At 70.0% G+C, this 25486-nt stretch carries 22 protein-coding genes; 13 read left to right on the top strand and 9 right to left on the bottom strand.

The features are described from left to right. Nucleotides 1–72: 72 nt before the first annotated feature. Nucleotides 73–726 carry a helix-turn-helix domain-containing protein gene (locus ABZS69_RS61385; protein WP_355392481.1) on the bottom strand — a complete coding sequence of 218 codons (654 nt, stop codon included), beginning with the start codon at nt 724–726 and terminating at the stop codon, nt 73–75. 118 nt (nt 727–844) lie between these two features. Here ABZS69_RS61385 and ABZS69_RS61380 point away from each other — a divergent pair, with 118 nt between their 5' ends. Then, a complete protein-coding gene (locus tag ABZS69_RS61380; RefSeq protein WP_355392478.1) occupies nt 845–2452 on the top strand; it encodes an arylsulfatase in 1608 nt (535 codons plus the stop codon). Nucleotides 2453–2517: 65 nt separating this feature from the next. Here the strand turns inward: ABZS69_RS61380 and ABZS69_RS61375 are convergent, their stop codons facing one another. The 3 genes from ABZS69_RS61375 to ABZS69_RS61365 form a co-directional block, all read right to left on the bottom strand. Next, entirely contained in the window at nt 2518–3393 is an 876-nt protein-coding gene (locus ABZS69_RS61375; protein ID WP_355392475.1) for an LLM class flavin-dependent oxidoreductase, read from the bottom strand. A gap of 327 nt (nt 3394–3720) precedes the next feature. Then, nucleotides 3721–4629: a MerR family transcriptional regulator gene (locus tag ABZS69_RS61370; RefSeq protein ID WP_355392472.1), complete on the bottom strand. Its 909-nt coding sequence runs from the start codon at nt 4627–4629 to the stop codon at nt 3721–3723. Between the two features lie 74 nt (nt 4630–4703). Further along, nucleotides 4704–5696, bottom strand: a complete 993-nt coding sequence (locus ABZS69_RS61365) for a LacI family DNA-binding transcriptional regulator (RefSeq protein ID WP_355392469.1) — start codon at nt 5694–5696, stop codon at nt 4704–4706. A gap of 201 nt (nt 5697–5897) precedes the next feature. On the opposite strand from ABZS69_RS61365, the gene ABZS69_RS61360 reads away from it, so the two are divergent. Both ABZS69_RS61360 and ABZS69_RS61355 read left to right on the top strand, forming a co-directional pair. Then, nucleotides 5898–9917, top strand: coding sequence for a glycosyl hydrolase 115 family protein (locus ABZS69_RS61360; RefSeq protein WP_355392466.1), 4020 nt, complete (start codon nt 5898–5900; stop codon nt 9915–9917). Nucleotides 9918–10074: 157 nt separating this feature from the next. Continuing rightward, nucleotides 10075–11139 (top strand): serine/threonine protein phosphatase, encoded by a 1065-nt coding sequence (locus ABZS69_RS61355; protein ID WP_355392464.1) that lies wholly within the window; start codon nt 10075–10077, stop codon nt 11137–11139. A 90-nt stretch (nt 11140–11229) separates the two neighbouring features. Here ABZS69_RS61355 and ABZS69_RS61350 read toward each other — a convergent pair whose 3' ends face one another. Then, nucleotides 11230–12042 carry an NAD(P)-dependent alcohol dehydrogenase gene (locus ABZS69_RS61350; RefSeq protein WP_355392461.1) on the bottom strand — a complete coding sequence of 271 codons (813 nt, stop codon included), beginning with the start codon at nt 12040–12042 and terminating at the stop codon, nt 11230–11232. Nucleotides 12043–12080: 38 nt separating this feature from the next. Between ABZS69_RS61350 and ABZS69_RS61345 the strand changes: the two genes are divergently transcribed. Then, nucleotides 12081–12668 (top strand): TetR family transcriptional regulator, encoded by a 588-nt coding sequence (locus ABZS69_RS61345; protein ID WP_355392459.1) that lies wholly within the window; start codon nt 12081–12083, stop codon nt 12666–12668. A 5-nt stretch (nt 12669–12673) separates the two neighbouring features. Here the strand turns inward: ABZS69_RS61345 and ABZS69_RS61340 are convergent, their stop codons facing one another. Beyond that, nucleotides 12674–13228 carry a helix-turn-helix transcriptional regulator gene (locus ABZS69_RS61340; RefSeq protein WP_355392456.1) on the bottom strand — a complete coding sequence of 185 codons (555 nt, stop codon included), beginning with the start codon at nt 13226–13228 and terminating at the stop codon, nt 12674–12676. A gap of 432 nt (nt 13229–13660) precedes the next feature. On the opposite strand from ABZS69_RS61340, the gene ABZS69_RS61335 reads away from it, so the two are divergent. After that, nucleotides 13661–14278 (top strand): hypothetical protein, encoded by a 618-nt coding sequence (locus ABZS69_RS61335; protein WP_355392453.1) that lies wholly within the window; start codon nt 13661–13663, stop codon nt 14276–14278. A gap of 114 nt (nt 14279–14392) precedes the next feature. Here the strand turns inward: ABZS69_RS61335 and ABZS69_RS61330 are convergent, their stop codons facing one another. Next, nucleotides 14393–15256, bottom strand: a complete 864-nt coding sequence (locus tag ABZS69_RS61330; protein WP_355392450.1) for a LysR family transcriptional regulator — start codon at nt 15254–15256, stop codon at nt 14393–14395. Nucleotides 15257–15349: 93 nt separating this feature from the next. Here ABZS69_RS61330 and ABZS69_RS61325 point away from each other — a divergent pair, with 93 nt between their 5' ends. The 4 genes from ABZS69_RS61325 (at nt 15350) to ABZS69_RS61310 (ending at nt 19347) form a co-directional block, all read left to right on the top strand. Beyond that, the gene (locus tag ABZS69_RS61325) at nt 15350–16087 is read left to right on the top strand and encodes an SDR family oxidoreductase (protein WP_355392447.1); all 738 of its coding nucleotides are present in this window, start codon (nt 15350–15352) and stop codon (nt 16085–16087) included. Between the two features lie 146 nt (nt 16088–16233). Beyond that, nucleotides 16234–17190: a D-alanine--D-alanine ligase family protein gene (locus ABZS69_RS61320; protein ID WP_355392444.1), complete on the top strand. Its 957-nt coding sequence runs from the start codon at nt 16234–16236 to the stop codon at nt 17188–17190. Further along, nucleotides 17187–18572, top strand: coding sequence for a UDP-N-acetylmuramoyl-tripeptide--D-alanyl-D-alanine ligase (murF, locus tag ABZS69_RS61315; protein ID WP_355392441.1), 1386 nt, complete (start codon nt 17187–17189; stop codon nt 18570–18572). Before ABZS69_RS61320 ends, murF begins: the two co-directional genes overlap by 4 nt. Before the next feature lie 82 nt (nt 18573–18654). Next, the gene (locus ABZS69_RS61310) at nt 18655–19347 is read left to right on the top strand and encodes an aspartate/glutamate racemase family protein (protein WP_355392438.1); all 693 of its coding nucleotides are present in this window, start codon (nt 18655–18657) and stop codon (nt 19345–19347) included. 21 nt (nt 19348–19368) lie between these two features. On the opposite strand, the gene ABZS69_RS61305 is transcribed toward ABZS69_RS61310, so the two are convergent. Beyond that, complete coding sequence (locus ABZS69_RS61305) at nt 19369–21381, bottom strand: ATP-binding protein (RefSeq protein ID WP_355392436.1); 2013 nt, start codon at nt 21379–21381, stop codon at nt 19369–19371. Between the two features lie 60 nt (nt 21382–21441). Next, nucleotides 21442–21990 (bottom strand): D,D-peptidase/D,D-carboxypeptidase VanY-N, encoded by a 549-nt coding sequence (gene vanY-N / locus ABZS69_RS61300; RefSeq protein ID WP_355392434.1) that lies wholly within the window; start codon nt 21988–21990, stop codon nt 21442–21444. A 201-nt stretch (nt 21991–22191) separates the two neighbouring features. Between vanY-N and ABZS69_RS61295 the strand changes: the two genes are divergently transcribed. Genes ABZS69_RS61295 through ABZS69_RS61280 form a run of 4 tightly spaced genes read left to right on the top strand, consistent with a single transcriptional unit; the run spans nt 22192 to nt 25298 of the window. Further along, a complete protein-coding gene (locus ABZS69_RS61295) occupies nt 22192–22866 on the top strand; it encodes a response regulator transcription factor (protein WP_355392431.1) in 675 nt (224 codons plus the stop codon). Between the two features lie 7 nt (nt 22867–22873). Then, complete coding sequence (locus ABZS69_RS61290) at nt 22874–24352, top strand: HAMP domain-containing sensor histidine kinase (protein ID WP_355392428.1); 1479 nt, start codon at nt 22874–22876, stop codon at nt 24350–24352. Next, entirely contained in the window at nt 24349–24837 is a 489-nt protein-coding gene (locus tag ABZS69_RS61285) for a hypothetical protein (protein WP_355392425.1), read from the top strand. The genes ABZS69_RS61290 and ABZS69_RS61285 overlap by 4 nt, the downstream gene beginning before the upstream one ends. A 41-nt stretch (nt 24838–24878) precedes the next feature. Then, nucleotides 24879–25298, top strand: coding sequence for a hypothetical protein (locus tag ABZS69_RS61280; protein WP_355392422.1), 420 nt, complete (start codon nt 24879–24881; stop codon nt 25296–25298). The last annotated feature ends 188 nt before the right edge of the window (nt 25299–25486 follow it).

The following is a 25486-nucleotide window of genomic DNA, read 5'->3' as shown; positions in this document are numbered from 1 at the left end:
ATGCGCTCTCCTTGTTTGTAGCAGTACGTCCCCGCGAGCCCCGTGCGTGCCCTGGCGGCGCCCCCGGACTCCCTACCGTGAGGGTCGCGGCGCGAGTCCGCGCAGGTAGGAGTCGAGGAAGGTCCGGAACGCCGACCGCATGTCCACGGCGGCGGGGTCGAGCAGCCATTGGACCTGCAGACCGTCCATCACCGCGATGATCGTCGAGGCGGCCGCCGCCAGGTCGGCCCCGGCGTCGATCCGCCCCTGGTCGCGCGCGTCCCGCAGGTGTCCCTCGACGCGTCCGCGCGTCTCGGCGTACCGCTCCAGGAAGTACGGCTGTGCCGGATGCCCCGGGCTGACCGACTCGCCCGACAGCACCGTGTACAGCCGGACCAGCCCGGCCTGGCGGGAGTTGGCCTCCACCAGCCGCACCAGGTAGTCGAGCTCATCGACGCTGTCCTCCTGGAAGAAGCGCTCGATGAAGGCCGTCTGCTCCTCGTCGCGAAGCCGCAGCACCTCCTCCAGCAACTCGTCCTTGGACGAGAAGTGGTGCAACAGACCGGCCTGGCTCAAGCCGACCATCTCCGCGATCTCGCGCATCGAGGTGGCCCGGAAGCCCTGCTCGGCGAAGGCCCGGAAGGCGGCGCGCAGGATCTCCTGGCGGCGGGCCCGCCCCTTCGCGTATCCCCGCGCCGCGTGTCGCCCCTTGCCAGACGGCTCGTACGCCGGTTCCTTCACGGACATACCGTGACCCTAAGCCATCCCACTCAACTGATTGGTTTTGTGGCGCAGAAAACCGCCGACAAACCATTCACATGACTGGTTTTTTGTTCTAGGGTCCGATGACCAGGAGGGGATGACGATGACCGACCGCCCCAACGTGGTGCTCGTACTCGCGGACGACATGGGCTATTCCGACATCGGCTGCTACGGCAGCGAGATCGAGACGCCCAACCTCGACGCTCTCGGCCTGGCCGGGGTCCGGCTCACCAGATTCACCACCACCGCCCGGTGCAGCCCGTCGCGCGCCTCGCTGCTGACGGGCCTGCACCCGCACCAGACCGGCATCGGCGTGCTCACCGCGGACGACGGCCCCGGCGGCTATGCCGGCAGCCTGAACGACCGCTGCCTCACCGTCGCCGAGATGCTCGGCGCGGCCGGCTATGTGACGTACCTCAGCGGCAAGTGGCATCTCTCGCACGAAAAGGACGTGCCGTCGGACGCGTGGCCGATGCGGCGCGGCTTCCAGCACTTCTACGGCACCCTCGACGGCGGTGGGAACTACTACGCGCCCCGCCGCCTCACCCGCGGCGAGCGCGACGTGTCGCGGGAGGCGCTCGACGACCCCGGCTTCTACTACACCGACGCCATCTCCGGCACCGCCGCCGGCTACATCCGCGACCACCGCGCCCGCTACGGCGACCGGCCCTTCTTCTGCTACGTCGCCTACACCGCGCCGCACTGGCCGCTGCACGCCCCCGAGGCCGACGTCGCGCGCTGCGCCGGCAGATACGAGGACGGATGGGACGCGGTACGCGAGCGGCGGATCGCCAAGATGCGCGCGCTCGGCATCCTGGGCGAGGACGCCACCCCCAGCCCCCGAAACCCGCACGTGCCGCCATGGGAGGACGTCGAGCACCCGAAGTGGGAGCAGCGCCGGATGGAGGTCTACGCCGCGCAGGTCGAGGCCATGGACCGCGGCATCGGCAAGATAGTCGAGGAGCTGCGCGCGACCGGCGAACTGGACAACACGATGCTGGTCTTCCTCTCCGACAACGGCGGCTGCGCCGAAGAGTTGCCCCATGGCACGGGCCGCGACTACGTCGCCCGCGGCAAGCGATTCGCATCCGCCGCCACCCGCGACGGCCGTGACGTGTACGTCGGCAACCGGCCCGAGCTCGCCCCCGGCGGCGAGGACACGCACATGTCATACGGGCCAGGCTGGGCCAACGTGTCCAACACCCCGTTCCGGCTGTTCAAGCGGTGGGTGCACGAGGGCGGCGTGGCGAGCCCGTTCATCGTGCACTGGCCCGCCGGGCTGGGGGACCGGGCCGGGACGATCTGCCGGGACCCGCACTACCTGCCCGATTTCGTACCGACCGTGCTGGAGGCGACCGGCGCGGCGTACCCCGTGGACATCCCGGGCCGGGACCCGCTGCCGCTGGAGGGCCGCAGCATGCTCACCTCCCTCCGCGGCGAGGAGGAGCCCGAGCGCAGCCAGTTCTACGAACACCTGGGCAACGCGGCGGTGCGGCGCGGCAGGTGGAAGCTCGTCCGTGAGTACCCCGGCGACTGGGAGCTCTACGACGTCGAATGCGACCCCGCCGAGCTGGCGGACATGGCCGCCGGCCACCCGGAGACGGTGCGCGAACTCGCCCACGCCTGGGCGGAATGGGCGGCGCGCTGCGGCGTCGTGCCGCGGGAGCGCATCCTTGAGCTCGAACGCTGGGGCCTTACCGTGCCCGACTGAGCAACCAGTCCGGCGGCAAGCGTTCAAGACCCGGCCTCCTTGGCGGTAGGTCTGTGAGGAGGCCCTCACGTGCCGCCGAGCGCTCCGGCGAAGCGTTCCACCTGGGTCGTGTCCGAGGCCCAGCAGTAGAACATGACCTCGTCGGCGCCGATGTCCGCCATCCGGGTGACCGTGTCGCGGATCTGGTCGGACGTGGTCAGCATGCTCGCCACCGCGCCCTCGGCGAAGCCGGCCGGCAGGTTCATGTAGTGGGGGCCGCTGTAGTAGTCGTACAGCCGGTCACGCGCCTCCTTGACCAGGTGATCCGGTCCCAGCGCGGCGTTGAACTGGGCGACCAGCCGGGGACGGCCAGAACGTCCCTGCGCCTGCCACTCCGCCTCGGTGGAGCGGAACAGACCCTCGGCGTCGGCGAGGTGCGCCGCGCACAGGAAACCGTCGCCCAGACGGGCGGCACGCCGGATCCCGGCCGGGCTGAAGGCGCCGAACAACACCTCGGGGCCGCCCCGGCGGGCGGGCCTGGGCCCGATCGGGCCGATCCCCTCGCCGTACGGCTCGCCCGACCAGACGCGGCGCAGCACCTCCATCGTCTCCTCCAGTCGCGCCCCGCGCCGGTGCACGTCCGCACCGACGGCCTCGTAGTCGTCCCGGCGCGCCCCCAAGCCGATGCCGAGCGTGAAGCGGCCTCCCGACATGCGGTCCAGGGTCACGGTCTGCTTGGCCAGCAGCGCCGGCTCGCGCAGCGGGGCGAGCAGCACCTCGGTCTGCAGGCGGATCCTGGAGGTCGCCCCGGCGAGCACGGCCAGAGCGACCAAGGGCTCGGGATTGTCGTAGACGAGACGATCGAGCAGGCCAAGCGTGCTGAACGGCCCCGCGTCCGCGAGCCGGGCCCACTCCAGCAAGGCCGCGGGCTCGCTGATGGGCAGGCCGAGACCGATGTTCATACGTCCCCCAGGCTCCCACCGCCGGCGAGGCGCCGCCGGTTGCGCCGCGTACCCGGTCACCGTGCCCGCCGCACTCCCGCTGATGCGACCAGGCGCAGCTCTTGCCACAACCTTTCCGCTCCTTGGAACGACGACGGGTCGGCCCGACGGTGTCATGGTGCTCGAAAAGCACGCCACGGCCAGCTACTAGGGGTCTACTGGGCGGCCGACAACATCACCGCCAACGCCCTGATTCCCGGCGCCGTTTACACCAACCTCCAGCGCCATACCGGCGGCCGGGGCAGCGACCTGGTGGTTCGCCGGCGGGTGCCGGTGCGGACGTACGGATCAGCGGTGTTCGCGCAGCGCGGCCAGCACCCATTCGAAGGCCGGGACCGCTGGTGGGGACGGCGTCTGGCCCTTGAGGATGCTCAGGAGCTGCCAGTACCGCTCCACCCGGGGCTCGGCGACCAGGTCCAGCCACGTGATCAGGGCGGCGGTCTCCTCCGCGGGAAGGTCGTCAGGGATGATCCGATCCAGGATCAGGCGCGCCCCTGGGGACTCCGGCGCGATTCCGCGCGACAGAGCGGCGCCCGCGTGCTCCAGGACCAAGGGCCGGAGGTTGAGGCCGTACTCCAGGCGGTTGTCGTCCTCGCCGCTGAGAACCATCCGTCGGACCGTGTGCTGGAAGCTCTCCTCACCCGCCAGTTCGGCCAGCTCCACCCACGCGTCGACCTGTTCGGAGGTCGGGTCCTCCGGCAGATCGTAGGGGAGGTCGCGCATCCATCCCGCGACGAGCGCGGAGTCCTCGTCGACGACGTCGGCGAACGCGCGGTCAACGAAGTCGTCGATGACCTGCCGGCGTTCCCGTGCCGATAGTCGGGCCAGTGCGTTGATCAATGAAATCTCCTTTGTCGAGCTGTCACGGTCGGCCAGAATGCGCAGGACGGACCGGCGGATCTTCAGGGTGCGGATCTCGGCGTCGAGTGCTCTGGCGTGCAGGTCCGCCACCTCGCTCAGCGTGACGCGCTGCTCCAGCACCTGCTGGATGGCCTCAAGGCCGAGCCCGAGGTCGCGAAGTGTCCGGACCAGGTCCAGCCGCGCGACCGCCTCCGCGTCATAGAGCCGGTACCCGCCCTCCGACCTCTGGGCCGGGGGGACGACGCCGCTGTCGGACCAGAATCGGATCGTGCGCGCCCGCAGCCCCGTACGCCGGGCCAGTTCTCCGATCGTGTAAAGACCAGTGACGTCGTTCATGGCTCGAATCTGCACCTTCCACCCGGTGGAACCTCAAGTGTTCCGTCGGAGATTCTCGCCGTGGGGCAGCGCGCTCAGGCGGGACGTCCCGCTGGGCCGGACGACTCGCGAAGCACCAGCTCGGTAGGCAGGCGGATCGCCTCGCCGTCGCGTTGTGACCGTGCGGCGAACTGCTCGATCAAGAGCTCCACCGCGAGCCGACCGGCGTGTGAGCCGGGCCCGGCCAGGGTGGTCAACGAGGGATGGACGAAGTCGGCGGCGAAGATGTCGTCGAACCCGATCACGCTGATGTCGGCCGGCACCCGGACACCGCGCTGGGAGAGGCGTCGGATGATGCCGATCGCCACGAGGTCGTTGTGCGCCACGACCGCCGTCACACCGGTGCGCAGTGCTCCGTCGGCCGCGGCCCCGCCGCTGGCGACGTTGGGGGCGTACGGACCGATCCGGTGTGCCGTCAGACCGTGCGTCTCGGCCCCGGCGCTCAGTGCCGCCCAGCGCGCCGCGCCTATCCAGGAGCTGGGCGGCCCGGCGCAGTAGGTGAAGCTCCGGTGCCCGAGCGAGGCCAGGTGTTCCAGGATCTGCTGACAGCCGGCGCCGGTGTCGAACGTCACGCTGGTCAACCCGGGCAGCTCTCGGTTGAACAGGACGATCCGGTGCAGTTTGGCGAGGTCGCGCAGGACCTCGTCGTCGAGCCGGCTGGAGGCCAGCACGAACCCCTCCACGCCGGCGGCCAGGTCGCGGATCTGGTTCTCCTCGATGCGCCGGGACTCCTCGGCGTTGAGGATCACCAGCGTGGCGTCGGACGCCTTCGCGCGCTGCTCCGCGCCGCGGATCAGCTCGAAGAAGTGGGGGTTGGTGATGTCGGACAGCACCATGGCGATGGTGCGGTGGCGCAGACCGGGAAGAGCGCGGTTCTGCGGTCTGTGCTGGTAGCCGAGCTGCGCGGCGGCGGCGACCACCCGCTGTCGCGTCGCTTCGTTGACCCGGCCGGGCTTGTTGAACGCCCGGGAGACCGTCGACGCGGCCACACCGGCGGCTTGCGCGACGTCAAAGATCGTGGGCTCCACGAACGCATCTAGTCACGAGATGGAAATTCTGGCAACACCTTGCAGAAATTGTCGGGTGCTACCTACCTTGCGATCATGCCGGCCACACAGTGACAAGTCGGGCGAGAGGGGCGAGGGATGTCGCAGCCCGGACAAAGAGGTCGAGGTGTGCAGCACGACGAGCGCGATGCGGCGGGTCGGGTCAGGCGGTGGTCCGCGGCTGTGACGATCGGCGCTGTGCTGGCCGCGTCGCTGACATCGGTGGGGGTGACGCCGGCGCAGGCGGCGTCGACCGACTTCACCGTCTTCAACGGTCACACCACCGCTCCGATCCTGATCGACCCGTCCTACGACGGCGATCAGGCCGATCGGGACTACAAGCAGGTGCGCCGCGCGGTCCAGGACCTGCGTCAGGACGTCGCCATGGTGACCGGGGCGATCGATCCCGGTGAGGTGCAGAGCCTGTTCGCCGACGACGAGCCGGCCAAGCAAGCGCGGCTGGCCAAGGCCGACCGGAACAAGCTGCCGGCCCTGCTGACCGACGCCGCGGGCCGAAAGACCGCGATCATCATCGGCCAGATCGGCCGGAGCAGGCTGATCGACGGGATCGTCGGAGCCGGCAAGTTCGCCGAGGCCGCCGGGATCAAGGGCAGGTGGGAGGCGTACGCCACCAAGACCATCAAGAACCCGGTCCCCGGGGTCGACAACGCACTGGTGATCGCGGGCAGCGATGCCCGCGGGACGATCTACGGGATCTACTCGATCTCCGAGGAGATCGGCGTCTCGCCCTGGTACTGGTACAGCGACGTGCCGGTCAGGCAGCGCGACGACATCGAGGTCAAGGGCAAGGCCCGGGTCGACGACGGGCCGGACGTCAAGTACCGCGGAATCTTCGTCAACGACGAGGAACGCACCGTCGCGTGGGCGAAGAAGAAGTTCCCCACCGCCAACGGCACGCCTGATGTCAACTACTACCGGCACGTCTATGAGCTGATGCTGCGCCTCAGGCTGAACACGCTGTGGCCGGCGATGCACCTGGCCTCGAGGGCGTTCAACGCGGTCACCGACACCGGGACGTACGACCAGGGGACCCCGATCAACGCTCGCGAGGCGGCGGCGTACGGCGTGGTCGCATCCTCCTCTCACGCGGAGCTGATGCTGCGCAACAACGAGGGCGAGTGGCGGCAGTGGTACGCCCGCAACAAGGACGCGCTCGACATCAAGGGCGCGGACGCCGTGGCGGCCTTCGACTATTCGATCAACAAGCCCGCGATCCTGGAGTACTGGCGCCAGCGGGTGGTCGCCAACGCCGCCTTCGAGAACATCCTCGCCCTGGGCATCCGCGGTGTGCACGACAGCGATCCGGTGTTCACACCCGGCAACCCGTACGGGTTCAAGGACAAGATCGAGATGCTGGCCGACGTCATCCGCGAGCAGCGCAAGCTGATCGCGGGGATCTACGGCAGCGCCGACGCCGTGCCGCAGGTGTTCATCCCCTACAAGGAGATGAACGATCTCTACAACGCCGGGCTGAAGGACCACATCCCCGCCGACGTGACCCTGATGTGGGCCGAGGACAACCAGGGCTATCTGCGCCAGGTGCCCACGCGGACCGAAGCCGCCCGGTCCGGCGGGAACGGCGTCTACTACCACATCTCCTACTGGGGCGAGCCGAAGAGCTACCTGTGGCTGAACTCGACGCCGATGTCCCTGATGGTGCAGCAACTGCGCCGGGCGTGGAATTCCGGCGCGGGGCGCTACTGGATCCTCAATGTCGGCGACATCAAACCCGGCGAGATCAAGCTCGACCTGTTCGCCAAGCTCGCGTGGGACGTCCAGGGCTATGACGACACCAAGTTCCTCACCGAGCACGCGCAGCGGGACTTCCGGCTGAGGGGCGACAACGCGGCCGCGGTCGCCGACGCGCTGAAAAGGTTCGACGCGCTCGAGAACACCAAGCGCGCCGAGTTCTGGGGGGAGATCAACTCCTCCAACGCGAACTCAGGAAGGATCCACAACGGTCAGGTCTTCCCGTTCAGCGCCACTTCGAACGGGGATGAGCTCCAGCGCTACATCAACGAGTCCAACAAGCTCGTGACGGTGCTCGAGGGTGTTTCCGCGAAGCTCGAACCGCGCTATCGCTCCGCGTTCTATCAGCAGGTGCTCCACCGCGTCCGCTCCTACCGCAACATGGCGGAGCAGATCGGCTACTACTGGAAGAACCAGCTCGCCGCCGCCCAAGGCCGCTACGCCAGCGCGGGAAGCTACGAGCTGCTCTCGAAGCAGGCCCGCGAGCGCATCTTCGCCGACGAGGACTACTGGAACACGATCAGCGACGGCAAGTGGGACCACGCCATCGGCCACAGCCATCCCGAAGGCTTCCCGAACGAGGGCGCCGTCATGCTCACCAACGACCGGTACGCCCGGGTGGCCGCACCGGCCGACGCCGTGGGCGCCGCCGCCGAGGGGAGCAAGGAGCCTGGCCGCGGCACGCTGACGTTCAACTCGGCCGGGCCCGACGACAAGCGGTTCTTCGACGTGTTCTCCCGGGACGACGTGGCCAAACCGCAGCAGTGGGTCGGCGAGGCGGACGCCCCGTGGATCACCCTCTCTCAGCGCTCGGGCACGACCGCGACAGAGCAACGAGTCACGGTGACGGTCGCCAAGAACCACCCGGCCACGACGGGGACGATCCGCGTCTTCAACGCCGTCGACGGCGCCAAGGTCGGCGACCCGGTCGCGACGTTCACGGTCGACGCGGAGCGGGCAGCCGTGGATCTACGCCGGGTCGCCGAGCCGGCGCACCTGGAGGCCAACGGATACGTGGCCCTCGAGGCCGAGCACTTCTCCGAGAACGTGCCCGGCGCCGACGGGAGCCGGTGGGCTCCCCTTGAGGGCGTGGGCCAGCGCGGGGCATCGATGGGCGGCTTCCCGGAGATCGCGCCCCGGGTCGACTCCGGCTTCGAGACGACCGCCCGCCTGAGATACCGGGTCCACTTCACCTCCACCGGGAGCTTCACCGGGACCTTCTACCGAATCCCGACGCTGAACGAGGGCACGGAGGACGACGGCACGCCGCGAACCGCGCGCACGGCCATCGGGCTCGACGCCCAGGCCCCCAGCCTGCTGCGCGGCAACTCCGTCGCCGGTACGAGCACCAGCACCTGGGGATTCAACATCATGCACGGAATCGAACCCCTGAGCTTCACCGTCGACGTGACCACGCCGGGGTGGCACGACCTCGTGGTCTACCGCTCGGACGCGGCGATCCTCTTCGACCGGATCATCATCGAGACCCGCGCCGGCGCGGCCGGTGACGGCCTGGTCGGCCCGCCCGAGAGCCCGAACAACATCGCCGCACCCCAGAGGGCCACCGTGGCGCCTCGTCCCGACACGATGCCGGAGCTCCGCCGGCTGCCGGCGATCCAGACGTCGGCAGGCGAGACGAGCACGGTCGAGGGTGTGCGGAAGGTGGTGGCCGCGAACTCCGACAACGAGACCGCCGTGTCGGTCGAGGTGCAGGACGGTCAGGCGCGGGTCACCGGGCACCGGGCCGGCACGGCCGAGGTCTCGATCACCGCTGGTGGTGGCGAGGCCTGGGTGGTGCCTGTCACGGTGGGCAGGGGAGAGGGCGCGCCGGTCGGCCCGTACCTGGAGCAGGGCGGCCGGGTGGTCGCCGATGCGGCCGACGCGCTCGAGAACAGCGCCTCCGCCCACGCGACCGACAGCAACAACGGGACGCACCGCTGGGCGCTGGCCCGTAACGGTCTCCAGGTCGTCCCGCCGGCCGACGCCGGCGCGAAGGCGCAGTGGCTGGCGACCTCGGCGGCCCAGGCCGAGGCGTTGTTCAAGGCCGGTCCGACGCAGAAGGTCAACGGGAGCTCCGCGGCGGGAACGCCACCGCGGCTCGACTTCACCGTCGACCTCCGGACCGGTGGCACGTACTACCTGTTCGTCAACACGAGCAACCCGAACGCCGACGCCGACTCCTACCATGTGCTCGTCGACGGGCAGTGGAGGTACCAGTCGAACAAGTCCGGGCCGGAGACCGGGTTCGAGACCTGGTACGGCAGCACGAGCGTCGCCGCGGCCGCGTTGACGCTCGCGCCGGGCGAGCACACGATCTCGCTGGCCCCCCGTGAGGCCGGGCTGGTGCTCAACCAGATCGTCTTGACCACGAACAACACACCCGGCCTCACCGGCTTCCAACCCCCCAGCGGCCGGGGAACGAGCGCCTCATGACGCTCTGACATCGAGCAGAGCACCCTGCCCGGCTGCCAACCGAGCCGGCCGGACGTTCCAGGTCCGGCCGGTCGGCCACCTGGCGGTGTAGTGTCTGACACACCCGAAGTTGATCACGAAGGGTGTGTCGTTGGAACTGCGAAACAGCCGGTTGGACATGTCTCACGGTGAGCGGGTCAGCCGATACGGCGAGGTCGCGAGCGCGCTGGCGTTACACAGCGACCGGCAGCTCGGCGAGTCGCTGGAGCAGGCACAGGTTCTTGGTGAGGGGATAGGCGGCACCTCGGCACTGCTGGCCGTGGACGGCGTGCCGGTCTTCGCCAAGCGGGTGCCGCTGACCGACCTGGAACGCCGCGCGGGCAACGTGATGTCCACGGCCAACCTGTTCGGGCTGCCTCCGTTCTGCCAGTACGGGATCGGCGGGCCGAGCTTCAGTACGTGGCGTGAACTCGCGGCCGGTGTCATGACGACCAACTGGGTCCTGGCCGGGCGCACCGCGGCCTTCCCGCTGCTGTATCACTGGCGGGTGCTGCCGGGGGCGCCGCCGCAGAGCGATCAGCATGCCGACGTTGAGACGGTCGTGCGGTACTGGGGCGGGTCGCCGGCGGTACGGGATCGTCTCCACGCCGTCGCACAGGCTTCGGCCAGCATCGTGCTGTTTCAGGAGTTCATCCCCCACAACCTCAACGAGTGGCTGGCCACTCAGCTCGCCGCCGGCCAGGACGCCGCGGTGGCGGCGAGCGCCATGGTCGAGTCGTGCATGCTGACCGACGTGGCCTTCATGAACGGCCAGGAGCTGATGCACTTCGACAACCACTTCCGCAACATCCTCACCGACGGCGAACGCCTGTACATCGCCGACCTCGGGCTGGCGACCTCCTCCCGGTTCGACCTGTCCAGGCAGGAGATCGAATTCCTGGACCGCAACCGGACTCACGACCTCGGTTACGGGCTGATGCGGCTGGTCAACTGGCTCGTCTCCGATATCTGCGGGGTGCCGGTGCCGCGGAACGGTGCAGTGGGACAGCGCAACGAGTACATCCGGGCGTGGGCGGACGGCGCGGAACCTGCCGGTGCTCCGCCGGCTGTCGCCGCGATGCTCCGCCGGCACGCGCCCGTGGCGGAGGCGATGAACGACTTCTACTGGGACCTGTTCTGGTCTGATCGGGCAACGCCGTATCCGAGCGAGAAGATCGAACGTGCCATGAGCACGATGCGTTGAGGTCGCCGGCTTGGGCGACGCCTGCCGTCCGGTTCGGCATCGGCCGGGCCGGACGAGCCGACGCGCACAACGGCCCGGCCGGCCGGCTCTTCAGTTCAGGTCGGACATGTCGAGCACGAAGCGGTAGCGGACGTCGTTCCGCCGGAGGCGGTCGAGCGCCGTGTCCACCTGTGCCGACGGGAGCACTTCGACGTCGGCGGCGATGCCGTGGTCGGCGCAGAACCGGAGCATCTCGGCTGTCGCGGGGCGGCCTCCGCTGCCCGCGGAGCTGAGCTTCTTGCGGCCCACGAGCAGGTCCATGGCCTCGACGGTGACCGGGCCCAGGTAGCCGAGGAGGCTGAGCGTGCCGTCCATCGCCACCAGCTTCAGATACGGGGCGAGGTCGTGGGGTGCGGAGATGGTGTCGATGACGACGTCGAAGGTGTCGCGTGCCGCGGCCATCTCCTGGAGGTCCGTGGAGACGATGAGGTCGTGAGCGCCGAGCCGGCGGGCATCCTCGCGCTTGTCCCGCGTACGGCTGACGACGGTCGTGGTGGCGCCGAGCGCCACGGCCATCTTGACCGCCAGGTGGCCCAGGCCGCCGAGCCCGGCCACGGCGACGCGGCTGCCGGCGCCCACGCCGAGGGAGCGCAGGGGTTCCCAGACGGTGACGCCGGCGCACAGCAGCGGGGCGGCCGCGGCCGGGTCGAGGCCGGAGGGGAGCGGGTAGGCGAATGCGTCGCGCACGACGTACTCGCGGGAGAAGCCGCCCAGGGTGGTCGACCCGTCCTGCCGGTCGGTGCCGCCGTAGGTGAGGGTCGGGAAGGAGTGGCAGAAATTCTCCTGTCCGGCTTCGCACATGGCGCACACGCCGCAGGAGTCGACGATGTTGCCCACCGCGACGCGGTCGCCGACCGAGCGCACCAGAGCAAACAGACTGTTCTGTTTGGTAGGGTGGGCCCATGCCGGAACAGCCCCAGACCTCGCGAGGTGCCGCGACGTACCAGCGCATCCTGGACGCCGCCACCGAGGAGTTCGCTCAGCACGGCATCGCCGGGGCGCGCATCGAACGCATCGTGACGGCGGCGCGCACCAACAAGGCGCAGCTCTACGCCTACTTCGGCGACAAGGAACGGCTCTTCGACGCGATCTTCCTCAGCTCGCTGGAGCGCATCACCAACGTCGTGCCCATCGACGCCGACGATCTCGCGGACTGGGCCGTGCGCCTCTACGACGAATACCTGCGCCGTCCCGACCTCATCCGGCTGGCGACCTGGACGCGGCTGGAGCGCCGGCCTGCCGGGCACCTCGTCGAGACCCACCAGCACTACGACGACCGCAAGCTCACGGCCATCGCCGAGGCCCAGGCCGCCGGGCGGGTCCGCGCGGGCGACCCGTTCGACATCATGGCCATGGTCATCGCCATGTCCATGGCCTGGTCGCCGGTCAGCAACGTGTACGCGGCCAGCAGCCAAGAGCCCGATGACGTACATGACCAGCGCCGCGCCCTGCTTCGCGACTGCGTCCGAAGGGCCACCGCGACCCCCTAAGAAATCTACGTTGTAAAGGGCATCGGCGGGTGGAGATCATCCGCCGGAACGGCATCAAACAGGGCGGCGAGTTGGGAGCGGTTGCTGATGCCGAGCTTGCCGTACACGCGGGCCAGGTTGTTGTTCACCGTCGCCACCGACAGCCCCAGGCGCTGGGCGATGGCCCGGCTGCTGAGGCGGACGGCGAGCAGTGCCACCTCGCGCTCGCGGCGGGTGAACACGGCGGAGACGTGTTCGTGATCGAGCAAGGGGGTGACGGCGCCTCGGCATCGGGCGCGCAGCGCGGCCGCGCGCTCCAGCGTCAGCGCCGCCTTGCCGGCCAGACCGGCGCGGCGACAGGCGCGGACCGCGCAGGTCGCGGTCTCGGCGGCGAGCAGGTGGTGACCGAGGTGGGCGAGGACGTCGGTGGCGTGCGAGAGTGCCTCGCCGTCCGCGTGTCTGAGCCCGTGGGCCGCTTTCGCCAGCGCGTGGCTCAGCGGTGTGCCGAGCGCGGTGTCGAGTTCGCCGAGCCGCTGGTGTTCGCCGTCTCCGCCGAGGCGTAGCACGTCGTACCGGGCCATCGCCTCGACGCAGGGGAGTCCGATGCCGCGGGCCAGGTCGGCGGCGAAGTCATCGCCGAGTCACAGCCACGTCATGCCATCGCCGTGGCGCGGGTGCGCCGGCGGACGACCTCGCCGGGCGCCGGGCGGCGTCCTCGGTCGATCGGCCGCATCCGGCCACCCTGACGGCCCCAGCTCGTTGATTAGCTGACTCTCCGTGTCCTGATGAATAGAGCAATGGTGTTGATCCAGACATGAGGCGGAATCGGCCTTACCGTCTTATGCGGATCAGATCTAAATGCCCGTCAAAGACAGGCGCAGGGTCTGGTCGCCCGGCTTTGTCTGTAAGAAATCTCGCGGAGGAGGGAATTCATGTCGACGACAGTTGGCCGAGGGGGGATCCGACGTCGATGACGCCGGGTCGCGCTGGCGCTGGCGCTGGTCGCAGGGCTGGTGGTGGCGATCCCGGGAACGGCATCGGCGGCCTATACCTGCCTGCCCTATCCAGGCGAAAGTTACCATTACCAGTTCGACCAGTTCACCGCCGATCCGAACTTCAAAGATGAGGCCGGCAATCCCATCGTCAGATTCCTTCAATTCCCTGACGGCCACACCCACAAGCACGTGCTTCTCACGTTCTGGATCAGGCAGGTGACGCCGAGATTCATTCCGGTCGCCACGGCGTTCGTCGACAACAGAACCGATACGACTGGGATGGGGACCTTCTCCACGACCGAGTCGAAAACCTTCTCGGTCACAAATTCGGTCACTCTCGGCGTCAGCGACACGTTCAAATCCGAGCTGCTGGACGTGACGTTCTCCGCCTCGGTCAGCAGCAGCGTCACAAAGTCGATGACGTCGTCGACCACCATTACGGCCAGCAACCCCGTCCCACCGCACACCCGCCTGATGGGTGAATTCGGGGTGGACACCTTCGACATCACCTACGACGTGGCCTTCTGGCAGCTCGAAGACAACAGATGCTGGTGGCACGGCACCCAGACCAACATCACTTCCAACGCGCCGACCAACAGCCAAGGCTGGCGGGTGACCTCCTCGATGCCGATCTGATCCTGTCGGCGGCCCGCGAGCGCCGGCCGCGGCCTGAACGTGCGTAGACCTCCGGACCAGTCCGGAGGTCTACGGCTGGCCCCATCGGCGGCGGCGATGGAGGGCGCGAGAGGGTCACAGCCGGGTGGCCGTGCGGATCAGCCCGGCGAGGGCGAGGGAGCGGCTGTGCGCGGGCCAGGCGATGTGGGTGACGACGGGGGGCGCGTCGGTCAGGGGGACGGCGGTGTGCTCGGCCCACAGCCAGGCGCGGGCGGAGTCGGGGAAGACGGCCACCGTGCGTCCGAGAGCGATCAGCTGGGCCAGTTGCGTCTGGTCGTGGATCTCGGGGCCCGGCCCGGGTGGGTACGTGCCGTGGCGGGACCAGCGGGCGAGCGGAAGATCGGGGAGGTCGCTGATGTCGGCCAGGGACAAAGCCTTGCGCGCGGCGAGAGGGTGGCCGGTGGGCAGGATGGCGATCTGCCCCTCGGTCATCAGCTCCTCGCTGTCGAACCCGGCGAGGGAGTTGAACGGCTTGTGCATGAGCGCCACGTCAGCGCGGCCGTCGCGCAGCATTTCCTCCTGCTCACACGTGCCACTCGGCAGTACCTCGATCTCGGCGGCGTCGGGCTCGGCCGCGTAGGCGTCGAGGAGCTTGTGCAGCAGCTCGTGAGACGCGCCGGCTTTCACCGCCAGCACCAGGCGGTTGCGGGGGCCGCCCGGACTGTCGGCGCCACCGGCCCGACGGGTGCGGCGAGCGGCGGCGGTGGTCGCGTCGAGGGCCGCGCGGCCCTCGTGCAGCAGCACCTCTCCGGCGCCGGTCAGGGAGACGCCGCGGCGGTTACGTTTCAGCAGGGAGACACCGAGACGCCGCTCGAGCTGCTGGATCGCCCGGGACAGCGGTGGCTGGGCCATGCCGAGGCGCTCGGCGGCGCGGCCGAAGTGCAGCTCCTCGGCGACGGCCACGAAATACCGCAACTCGCGGGTCTCCAAGGCATCCATGGCCACACCATAGCCCAGTGATACCTGCCGGGTATGACAGGTCACTGTACCGGTGTTGGCCGCACCGCTCGTCCGCGAGCGAGCATCAACGGCATGAGCGAAACGAAGATCGCGCTGGTGACCGGCGCGAACAAGGGGATCGGGTACGAAATCGCGAAAGGGCTGGGCACCCTCGGGTACCGCGTGGGTGTGGGGGCCCGCGACGAGGCCCGGCGCGAGTCCGCCGTCGAGAAGCTGCGCGCCGCCGGGGTGGACGCGTTCGGGGTGCCGCTGGACGTGACCGGCGACCGGAGCGTCACCGACGCCGCGGAACTGATCGAACGGCGGGCCGGGCGCCTGGACGTCCTGGTCAACAACGCCGGCATCTCGGGAGAGACGGGGCCGGGGTGGGTGCAGGACCCGACCACGCTCGACCTCGACGTGGTCCGCACGGTCGTGGAGACCAACGTCATCGGGGTCATCCGGGTGACCAACGCGATGCTGCCGCTGCTGCGGCGCGCGACGTCGCCACGCATCGTCAACGTCTCCAGCGCCGTCGCCTCCCTCACCCGGCAGGCGGACCCGGACATCGAGATCGGCCCCGTCATGGCGGCCTACTCGCCGTCGAAGTCGTTCCTCAACGCCGTCACCGTGCAGTACGCCCGGCAGCTCGCCGGTACGGACCTCCTGATCAACGCCGCCTGCCCGGGCCTGGTCGCGACCGACTTCACCGGCTTCCACGGACCCCGCACCCCTGAGCAGGGCGCGGCCACGGCGATCCGGCTCGCCACACTGCCCGACGGCGGCCCGACCGGTTCGTTCTTCGAGGACGACGGCGTCATCCCCTGGTGACCCCGAATCTGCCACCTGGGCACGGGTGCGCTTCGGTCAGTAAGTGGACAGCGAATGGCCTGGGAACCGGTCAGGCGAAGAGCCGACACTCCGCAGGCCGGTCCTGCGACCGCGAACACCGTGCCACCGAGGAAGGCTGATCGATCGTGACTGAACGCGTACGCGTGGCTGTGCTGGCGGGTGGGCCGTCCGCCGAGCATGAGGTGTCGCTGCAGTCGGCTCAGGCCGTGCTCGATGCCCTGCCGAGGGAGCTGTACGAGCCCGTCGCCGTCATCATCGACCGGCAGGGCAGGTGGCCGGTGGAGCTGCGACGCGATCTGGCGGACGTGGTCTTCCCCGTGCTGCACGGGCCGTTCGGCGAGGACGGCGTCGTCCAGGGTCACCTGGAGACGCTGGGCATCCCGTACGTGGGCTGCGGCGTCCTGGCCTCCGCCGTGGCCATGAACAAGGTCGCGATGCGGCGCACGTTCCTGGCGGAGGACATTCCGGTCACCCCACATGTGTGGTTCACCGAGCACGAATGGCGCACCACCACCGACCACTGGAGTCTGGTGAAGTCGCTCGACTGGCCGATGTACGTCAAACCGGCCGGCATGGGCTCCTCCATCGGCATCTCACGGGTCACCTCCATGGAGGAGCTGCGCACGGGCGTGGATCTGGCGCTGGCCTACGACCGGGTGGTCGTCGTCGAGCAGGGCGTGACCGCGCGCGAGCTCATCTGCGGCGTGCTCGGCGACCATGACACTCCGGACGCTTCGGTGCCCGGCGAGCTCATCGTGCCCGGCGACTGGCTCGACTACGAGGCCAAGTACCTCAGCCAGGCCGAGATCGCCACCATCCCCGCCGTACTGCCGGAACGGGTGGCCGAGAACGTGCGCGAGCTGTCCCTGCGCGCCTTCCGGGCGATCGATGGCCACGGCCTGTCCCGGGTCGACTTCCTCTATGAGGAGGACACCGGACGCCTGTACGTGCTGGAGATCAACACCATGCCCGGCTTCACCTCCCGTTCCGTCTACGCCAGGGCCTGGGCCGCGAGCGGCGTTCCGTACCCGGACCTGCTGCGCCGCCTCATCGACCTCGCGTTCGCCAGGAGCGGCTCATGATCCCCATGACGCTGAACGAGATCGCGCAGGTCGTCGGCGCACGCCTGCATGACGTGCGCGACCCGCGGGCGCTGGTGACGGCGCCCTCGGCGGTCGACTCCCGCGAGGTGGTGCCCGGCGGACTGTTCGCCGCGACGGCCGGCGCCCGCGTCGACGGTCACGACTACGCGGCCCGTGCCATCGCGGGCGGCGCCGTCGCCGTGCTGGCCGCGAGGCCCGTCGGCGTGCCCGCCCTCGTGGTCGAGGACGTCCAGCTCGCGCTCGGCCTGCTGGCCAGGCAGCTGCTCGAACACATCGGCCCGACCGTGATCGGCCTGACCGGCTCCGTGGGCAAGACCACGACCAAGGACCTGCTGGCCCAGGTGCTCGAACGGCACGCCGCGACGGTCGCCACCGACAGGTCGTTCAACAACGAGCTCGGGCTGCCGCTCACCGTGCTGCGTGCCGATGCCGGCACCCGATACCTGGTGCTGGAGATGGGTGCGGGCCGCAAGGGCGACCTGACGTACCTGACCGGGCTCGCGCCACCCCAGGTCGGGCTGGTGCTCAATGTCGGCACCGCACATGTGGAACGGATGGGAAGCGGGCCGGCCGACGTGGCCGAGGTCAAGGGCGAGCTGGTCGAGGCACTTGCGCCGGACGGGTTCGCACTGCTCAACGCCGACGACCCGTACGTCATGGGCATGGCCGGCCGCACCAGGGCCCGGATCCTGTTGTACGGCCGCTCGGCGCAGGCACAGGTGCGAGCCGAAGCCGTGCGGGTGGCCGGCCGCGCGCGAACCGCGTTCGAGCTGGTGACGCCCGCCGGCCGAGCCCCGGTCGAGCTCGACCTCATAGGCGAGCACCAGGTGAGCAACGCCCTGGCCGCCGCCGCCGCGGCCACCGCACTCGGCCTGGGCGTCGCCGAGATCGCCGACGGGCTGAACGCCGCGCGGCGGCGCTCCGCGGGCCGGCTGGAGATCGTCGAACGACCTGACGGCATCACCGTCGTCGACGACGCCTACAACGCCAACCCCGAATCCATGCGGGCCGGGCTGCGGGCGGTGAAGGCCCTGGCCGGCACCCGTCGTACGGTCGCCGTGCTCGGCGCGATGGGGCAGCAGGGGGACGCCTCCCGCGCCCGGCACGCGGAGATCGGCCGGCTCGTCGCCGACCTCCACTTCGACGTGCTGATCGCGGTCGGAACAGGGGACCCGCTCGCCATGGCGGAGGCGGCGGAGTCCTCGGACCGGGGCGTGGCCGTCCATGCCGTCGAGGACGTGGCCGGGGCCCTCAGGCTGGCCACCGCGCTCCTCGAACCGGGAGACGTGGTGTTCGTCAAGGCCTCCAGCGAGATCGGGCTCGGTGTCTGCGCCCGCGCGCTGGCGGCGCCGCCGAGCTGAACCCGATCGGGCAGCTTTTGGTCTGCTGAATGAGCAGGAACCCCGTCTAGCCTGCCGGCACAAGCTGGCGAAACGGAGTTCCATGCGCACTATCGGTCTCATCGGCGGGTTGAGCTGGGAATCGACGGTGATCTACTACCAGATCATCAACCAGCGGGTACGCGAACGGCTCGGCGGCAGCCATTCCGCCAACAGCCTCATCTGGTCGGTCGACTACACGACCGTCGAGGACCTCATCTTCGCCGACCGCTGGGACGAGGTGAGTACGTTGCTGACCGGTGCGGGCAGGAACCTGGAGGAGATCGGCGCCGAGGTCCTGCTCGTCTGCAGCAACACCTTCAGCCGGGTGAGCGACGACGTGGAGCGGGCCGTGAGCGTGCCCGTGCTGCACATCGCCGACGTCGTGGGCGCAGAGGTCCGCGCCAGGGGCATGCGCAAGGTCGGTCTGCTGGGCACTCACGTCACCATGGAGCAGCCCTTCTACCGGGAGCGGCTGGCCGCCCATGGCTTCGACGTGGTCGTCCCGCGGCGTGAGCAGCGGGAGCTGGTCGATCGCGTGATCTTCGACGAGCTGGTGCGCGGGGTGCTCCGGGAGTCGTCCAGGGACGCGTACGCGCAGATCATCGATGATCTCGCAGCCGACGGCGCCGAAGGCGTCATCCTCGGCTGCACGGAGATCGAGCTGCTGATCAGTGAGAAGGACAGCGCCGTCCCGGTGCTGCCGAGCGCTCGGCTGCACGCGGAGGCGGCGGCCGGCTTCGCGCTTGCCGGCTGACCTGCCCTCGGCCGCGTTCGTTCACGGCGGCGGAGCCGACCCGTACAGCTCCCGGTGCCACAGGTCGGCGCAGACCCGTTCGATGCCGGCCGTCAGATGGCGGCGGTAGGTGGTGAAAGGGAGGCCGAGTCGCTCCGCGGCCAGCTCCTGGGTGGGCGCGCCGCGGAGGAAGGTGACGGACAGCACCCGGTGGAACTTGACCGAGCGCGGATCCTCACCCAGGTCGTCGATCGCCTGGCGGAGCAGGTCACCCAGCGCCGTGGCCGGGCTCTGCCCGGCCCGCTCGGCGATCAGCCTGGTACGCGTCAGCGGGGAAGCGGCCAGCGCGTCCAGCCGCGACAACTGGCGCAACGCCTTGCGAACCGCCTCGGCGAACTCCGCCTGCGACAGCACCGCCAGTTTCGCCGTCGCCGCACCCGGGCCGACGGCGGGCCCCGCGACGCGCAGTCGGTTCATCCGCTCCAGCCACGCCCGCGCCGGCACCGCGCGCCAGTCATGGACGAACAGCGCGTACGCGTCATCCCCCGGCCGCTCGGAGATGTCGCGCATCCCGTAGTGCTCCACCCGATGCCGTGCCTCGATATAGGACCAGGCCAGCCGCTCGGCCCGCAGACAATTGCCGATCACCCGCCACTGGATCAGATCCATCACCGGCGAGTTCCCGCGATACGGCGGCAGCACCCACAGCCGGCTGACCGCCAAATGTTCGCTGACGCGCAACGGCGTGGTGGCACGCGCATGCGCCCACGCCATGGCCACGACGGGATCGGCCGTCAGCTCCTCCTCATCGAGCTCAGCCAGCCGCAACCACGCGGAGAAGGCCACGGGCTCGCCGGTTTCGGTCCGTCGGTACAGCCGGAACGCCTCCGGCTGACGTTCCGCCCAGAAGGCGGCGCAGCCCGCGGACCCCGCACCCTCCGCCGCCGTCGCCACCCGGAGCAGCGTGCCGACGTCCTCCTCCCGCACCGCCTCTTCCCGGAACTCGCCCTCGTCGTGGCGGCCGTGGACCTCGGCCGGCGCCTCGTTGCCGCGATGCAGGTAGAGCAGTGCCGCCACCGCGCCGGGCACGTCCACATCGCCCGCCGTGCGCACCCTGTCCGCCAGCTGCGCATGAATGCGGCCGTGCATCACCGCGTACCCCTCGGGATCCCGCCATCGCAGGTCCGCCTCCAGCAGCTCCCGAACCACGTCATGCGGAAACAGCCCACGGCTGCTCGACTCCACGAACGGCAACCGCCGCAACCACCGGAACAACGTCCCGGCGTCCTCCGGCAGGGCCGCCCGCAGCAGGTCCTCCGTCGTCCTGTACGCATGCGCGCAGATCTCCAGAGCATGCCGGTGCGCCGCCGAAGGCAACTCGCCGACCAGCTGATCCAGCAACGTGGCCACCACGTCCTGACTCGGCGTCCACCGCCTGCCGGCCCCGCCGTCCTTCACCGCCACGGCCGCCCCCAGCAGTAGCGCCAGCGGATGACCACCGGCGAAGGCCAGCAGCGGCTCGCGCAACTCCGCCGGCACCCCGGAGGCGTCCATCAGGGCCTGCGCGTCTGCGGCCCGCAGGTCGTGCAGCGGCAGCACCGCCAGCGCCCCCGCCCATCCCGGATCCGCCTGCCACCGCATATCCGGCGGGTTCCGCCCCGCGATCACCACCAGCGCACCCTCGGGCACCCTCGGCAGGAACCGCTCGCGCAGCCAGCCCTCCAAGCCCTGAACGCGTTCGAAGTCGTCGACCAGCAGCACCGCGTCCGCATCGCGGAGCACCGGCTCGGCTTCAGCCGCCGCCGGCTCCAGCATGCGTCCGTCCACCATGGACACCGGCCGCCCCGCCACCGCGGCCTCGTGAGCGAACCGCCGCAACAGGGCCGACTTCCCGATGCCGCCGGGACCGTGCACGTACAGAACGCTGCAGCCGCCGCCGTACAACGCCGCGTTGAAAACCGCGAGCTCCTCCTCCCGCCCCACGAACGCCGTCTCGCGCGCTGCCTGCAGGCGCCGTCCCAGCGATCCGGACTGGTTGTCACTCCCCGATGACATACCGCTTCCCCCTCTCCGTCGGACTGTCGGTCCGGTTCTCGGGCAACATCCGTGGATGGATCAGTGGCCCACGCCGGGGTGGGGTCGTCGTCGTGGTGGCGTGCCGCCGCGGTCCGGGCGGTGCTCGAAGTGCCACCACTCGTTGTCGTACATGCGGTAGAGGTCGTACCGGGCGCCGTGTTCCTCGAGCCAGCGCGCGCCTTCGTGGGGGCGTACGTCCAGGGCGATGCCCTTGACGTGGCTGGATTCCGCCGGCGGCAGCACGAGCATGCGTGCCGAGGCCGGAGAGCCGGAGCGGCGCACCTCCTCGTCGAACATCCGCTGTTGGACAAGGGGATCTCGGTATCCCGACGTGAGGCCGATGAGCTGGCCGTGACGCCAGAGAGCCCTGGTGCGCGCCGCGGTGAACGCCGCCATGGCGCCGTCGGTGAGCCCGCTGAGGTCCTCGGCGGGGAATCGCAGCCGCAACGCCCAGCGGCAGGCCAGCTCTCGGGCGCGGCCGGGATGGCGGGCGAACGCCGCGGGCAGCAGGAGAACGGCGAGCACCAGCGTGACCGCGGCGTACAGCCGGTCGCGGGGCCGAGATGGGATGGTGCGTGGTTCGTCCATGACGAACCACGATTGGCGCCGAATGTGCGCGCGTCGTCCGCCGAATGTCACCGTTTGTCGACGGCGGCCGGCCCGAGGGACCTCCGGCGCGGCCGTGACACAACCATGACACGGCGCGGACGAGGCGGGGACACGGCTGACCTACAGTGGGTGGGGTTGACCGGCGGGTGAGTTACGGAGCGTGCTGTGAAACTCGGCGGCGTGTCGCGAGTGTTGTTGATCGAGGATGACCCGGCCGTGCGGGAGGGCCTTGAGCTGGCCCTGACCCGGCACGGGCACCGGGTGCGCGCGGTGGAGTCCGGCGAGCAGGGGCTGGACCGGCTGCGCATGGACCTTCCCGACGTCGTCGTGCTCGATCTGATGTTGCCCGGCATGGACGGGTTCGAGGTCTGCCGCCGCATCCGGGCCGCCAGGGAGGTGCCGATCATCATGCTGACCGCGCGCGGCGACGACATGGACGTGGTGGCCGGGTTGGAGGCGGGCGCCGACGACTACGTCGTCAAGCCGGTGCAGCCCAGGGTGCTCGAGGCACGCATTCGCGCGGTGCTCAGGCGGATCGGCCGGGACCAGGCGGAGCTGGAGCGGTACGGGGATCTGACCATCGATCGGGCCGGGCTGGTGGTCGCCAACCGCGGCGTGCCGGTCAGCCTCGCCCCGACCGAGCTGCGCCTGCTGCTCGAACTCTCCGGCACGCCAGGCCGGGTGCACAGCCGCCAGCAGCTGCTGGAGTCGGTGTGGGAGCACGGGTACTTCGGCGACTCGCGTCTCGTGGACGCGTGCGTGCAGCGGTTGCGCGCGAAGATCGAGGACGACTCGGCGGCGCCCGTCTACGTGCAGACGGTGCGCGGGTTCGGGTACCGGTTCGGGCCGGTGTGAGCCGCCGGTGACACCTCGGCCGAGCCTGGGGCTGCGTGCCCGGCTGTTGTTCGCGTTCACCCTGCTGTGTGTGGTCACCGCGGCGGCGGTGTCGGGCGGGGGCTACGTCCAGGCGCGCAGCGAGATCCTGCAGCGGACCCAGGATGCCACGGTGCAGACGATGAGAAGCCGCATGGAGGCGCTCTACCCGTTGCGGAGTGCGACGCCGGGCCCGGCCGAGCTCGACGACATCGCCGCCGCCGCCGTGCCCGACCAGAACAGCGTGGAGTTTGCGGTCGCCGTCTACCGCGAGACGCGCTCGCCGGTCGCCCCGCAGGGGCTCGGGAGGCCGGGCGGCAGGGTGCTGAACTTGGATCTCGGGGTGATTTCACCGGAGTTGCGGCGGGTGGTGGCCGGCGGCGAGATCGCGTGGCAGCGGGTGGTGCGGGATGACACGCCCTGGCTGATCATCGGCACGCCGTTGCTGATCATCGAGCAGGATCGGACGACGCGGGTGTCCGGCATCGAGGTCTACGCCGCGCGCAGCCTGCTTTCCGAACAGAGCAGCATCGACGGGCTCGCCGCACGCGCTTGGCTCACCGGCGGGGCGGCCCTGGCGTTCGCGGTCTTCCTGGCGTTGCTGGCCACCCGTGGCGTGCTGGGCCCGGTGCGCGAGCTCGGCCGGGCGGCACGCCTGCTGGGCGAGGGCGAGCTGCGGACCAGGATCGCGGTCCGCGGCTCCGACGAGCTGGCCGACGTGGCACGTACGTTCAACAACACCGCCGCGGAGCTGGAACGGCACGTCAAGCAGCTGCGCGAGATGGAGGCCGACGCCCGCCGGTTCGTGGCCGACGTGTCCCACGAGCTGCGCACCCCGCTGGCCGCGCTCACCGCGGTCGCCGACGTCCTCGAGGAGGAGGCGGCCGGGCTGCCCGAACCCGCCGGCCGGGCCGCCAGGCTGGTCAGCCAGGAGACGCTCAACCTCACCGCTCTGGTGAACGACCTCATCGAGATCAGCAGGTTCGACTCCGGCGTCGCGGCCCTCGTGCTGAACGAGGTCGACGTGGCCGAGCTGGTGCGCTCGACCCTGCGTACCCGGGGCTGGTCGGAGCCGGTGCACACCGAGCTGCCACCCGCGGTGACGGCCCGGCTGGACCCGCGCCGGGTGGACGTCATCCTCGCGAACCTGGTCGGCAACGCCCTGCGGCACGGCGAACCACCTGTGTCGGTACGGCTCTCCGCCGACGCGCACTGGATCACTCTCGAGGTCCGCGATCACGGAACGGGGCTGGACGAAGCGGTGCTGCCGCACGTGTTCGACCGGTTCTACAAGGCCAGCGCGGCCAGAGCCAGGTCCGAGGGCAGCGGCCTCGGCCTGGCCATCGCGCGGGAGAACGCGCGCCTGCACCGAGGCGACCTCACCGTCACCAACGCCCCGGACGGCGGCGCCATGTTCACGCTGCGCCTGCCACGCCGGGCACCCGATCCGGACGGAGGCCCCGAGTGAGGACCGGCCTCGCCCGTCGCGTGCTCGCCGCGGGCCTCGTATCGCTCGTCGCGGCGGCCGGCTGCGGCGTGCGCCCCACCGATGTCATCAGGGTCGGCAACCCGCCGAGCGGGCGCGTCGCACCGACCACGAAGATCACCCTTTTCCTGGTGAAGAACGGCCGGCTCAGCGCGGTGACGCGGTCCAGTGATCGTCCGATGTTCCGAGCGGCCACGCTCGCGCTGCTGGCGGACGGACCCACCGCGAGCGAACAAGAGCGCGGATTCACCACCGAAGTCCCGCTCGAAGCCGGCCCGTTCTCGGTGACCGACGCACCGGCCGGCCACGTAGAGGTCACCCTGTCGACTCCGGCCGGCGAACTGTCCACGCTGGCCGTCGGGCAGATCGTGTGCACGGCCGCCGCCGTCACGGCCCTGGAAGGCCCTGCCAAGGTCACCATCGTCGGCGCAGGACAGAGCGTCGGCCCCCGGAACTGCCCGGGGTAACGGCAGCGACCTGTCCGCTACTTCGGTCAGAGTATCTGGATATGACGACATCGCCCGGACAGAGTGACCAGATCGACGACATCCAGGGCCGGTTGGAGAGCCGCGGATGGCGATCCGAAAGCGGCGAGGGGTGGCGCTGGGTCGACCACACGTTCCAGAACGACGACGCGACGCTCCGGATCAGGCATCTGCCCAACGTCAACGTGATCCGATTCGATTTCGAATCCGCGGAGCACCTGGCGCGGCTCTCCATCTCCTTCGAGGACTCCCCGAACCAGATTCTCGATCTGATCACCCGTGACCAGTCGTCACTGTCCGAGGAGACCTGGCGGGCCTTCATCGCTTCGCTGATCGAGCTGTCTCCCCGGATCCTCTCGCTGGCCGACGAGGACGGTGACGATGAGGTAATCGTCAACCCGGACGCGGGTGTGGCCGCGCTGCGCGAGGTCGACTGGGAGTGAGCAGCCGGCCTCTTGCCTTTCCGCGCGATCATCCTGGACCTCGAACGACGGCTCGAGCGGATCGGCTGGCGCATCAAGACTCACCCAACCTCTGGGCCGTTCCCCGCGCGAGGCTGTCGACGCGCCTCATCGGTGACACCCCACGGCCCGGTTACTGTGACCAGATGACACCGATTTTCAAGCTTTGT

It is taken from the genome of Nonomuraea sp. NPDC005650 (assembly GCF_040605375.1).
Classification (GTDB): domain Bacteria; phylum Actinomycetota; class Actinomycetes; order Streptosporangiales; family Streptosporangiaceae; genus Nonomuraea.
This window is presented reverse-complemented; position numbering and strand designations above follow the sequence as displayed.

Coding starts and splice junctions, on each gene's coding strand:
- ABZS69_RS61340 (WP_355392456.1), bottom strand. CDS start 13,228: ATGGCCCGGTACGACGTGCTACGCCTCGGCGGAGACGGCGAACACCAG.
- ABZS69_RS61345 (WP_355392459.1), top strand. CDS start 12,081: ATGCCGGAACAGCCCCAGACCTCGCGAGGTGCCGCGACGTACCAGCGC.
- ABZS69_RS61375 (WP_355392475.1), bottom strand. CDS start 3,393: ATGAACATCGGTCTCGGCCTGCCCATCAGCGAGCCCGCGGCCTTGCTG.
- ABZS69_RS61325 (WP_355392447.1), top strand. CDS start 15,350: ATGAGCGAAACGAAGATCGCGCTGGTGACCGGCGCGAACAAGGGGATC.
- ABZS69_RS61305 (WP_355392436.1), bottom strand. CDS start 21,381: ATGTCATCGGGGAGTGACAACCAGTCCGGATCGCTGGGACGGCGCCTG.
- ABZS69_RS61370 (WP_355392472.1), bottom strand. CDS start 4,629: ATGAACGACGTCACTGGTCTTTACACGATCGGAGAACTGGCCCGGCGT.
- ABZS69_RS61355 (WP_355392464.1), top strand. CDS start 10,075: ATGTCTCACGGTGAGCGGGTCAGCCGATACGGCGAGGTCGCGAGCGCG.
- murF (WP_355392441.1), top strand. CDS start 17,187: ATGATCCCCATGACGCTGAACGAGATCGCGCAGGTCGTCGGCGCACGC.
- ABZS69_RS61280 (WP_355392422.1), top strand. CDS start 24,879: ATGACGACATCGCCCGGACAGAGTGACCAGATCGACGACATCCAGGGC.
- ABZS69_RS61310 (WP_355392438.1), top strand. CDS start 18,655: ATGCGCACTATCGGTCTCATCGGCGGGTTGAGCTGGGAATCGACGGTG.
- vanY-N (WP_355392434.1), bottom strand. CDS start 21,990: ATGGACGAACCACGCACCATCCCATCTCGGCCCCGCGACCGGCTGTAC.
- ABZS69_RS61385 (WP_355392481.1), bottom strand. CDS start 726: ATGTCCGTGAAGGAACCGGCGTACGAGCCGTCTGGCAAGGGGCGACAC.
- ABZS69_RS61380 (WP_355392478.1), top strand. CDS start 845: ATGACCGACCGCCCCAACGTGGTGCTCGTACTCGCGGACGACATGGGC.
- ABZS69_RS61330 (WP_355392450.1), bottom strand. CDS start 15,256: ATGGATGCCTTGGAGACCCGCGAGTTGCGGTATTTCGTGGCCGTCGCC.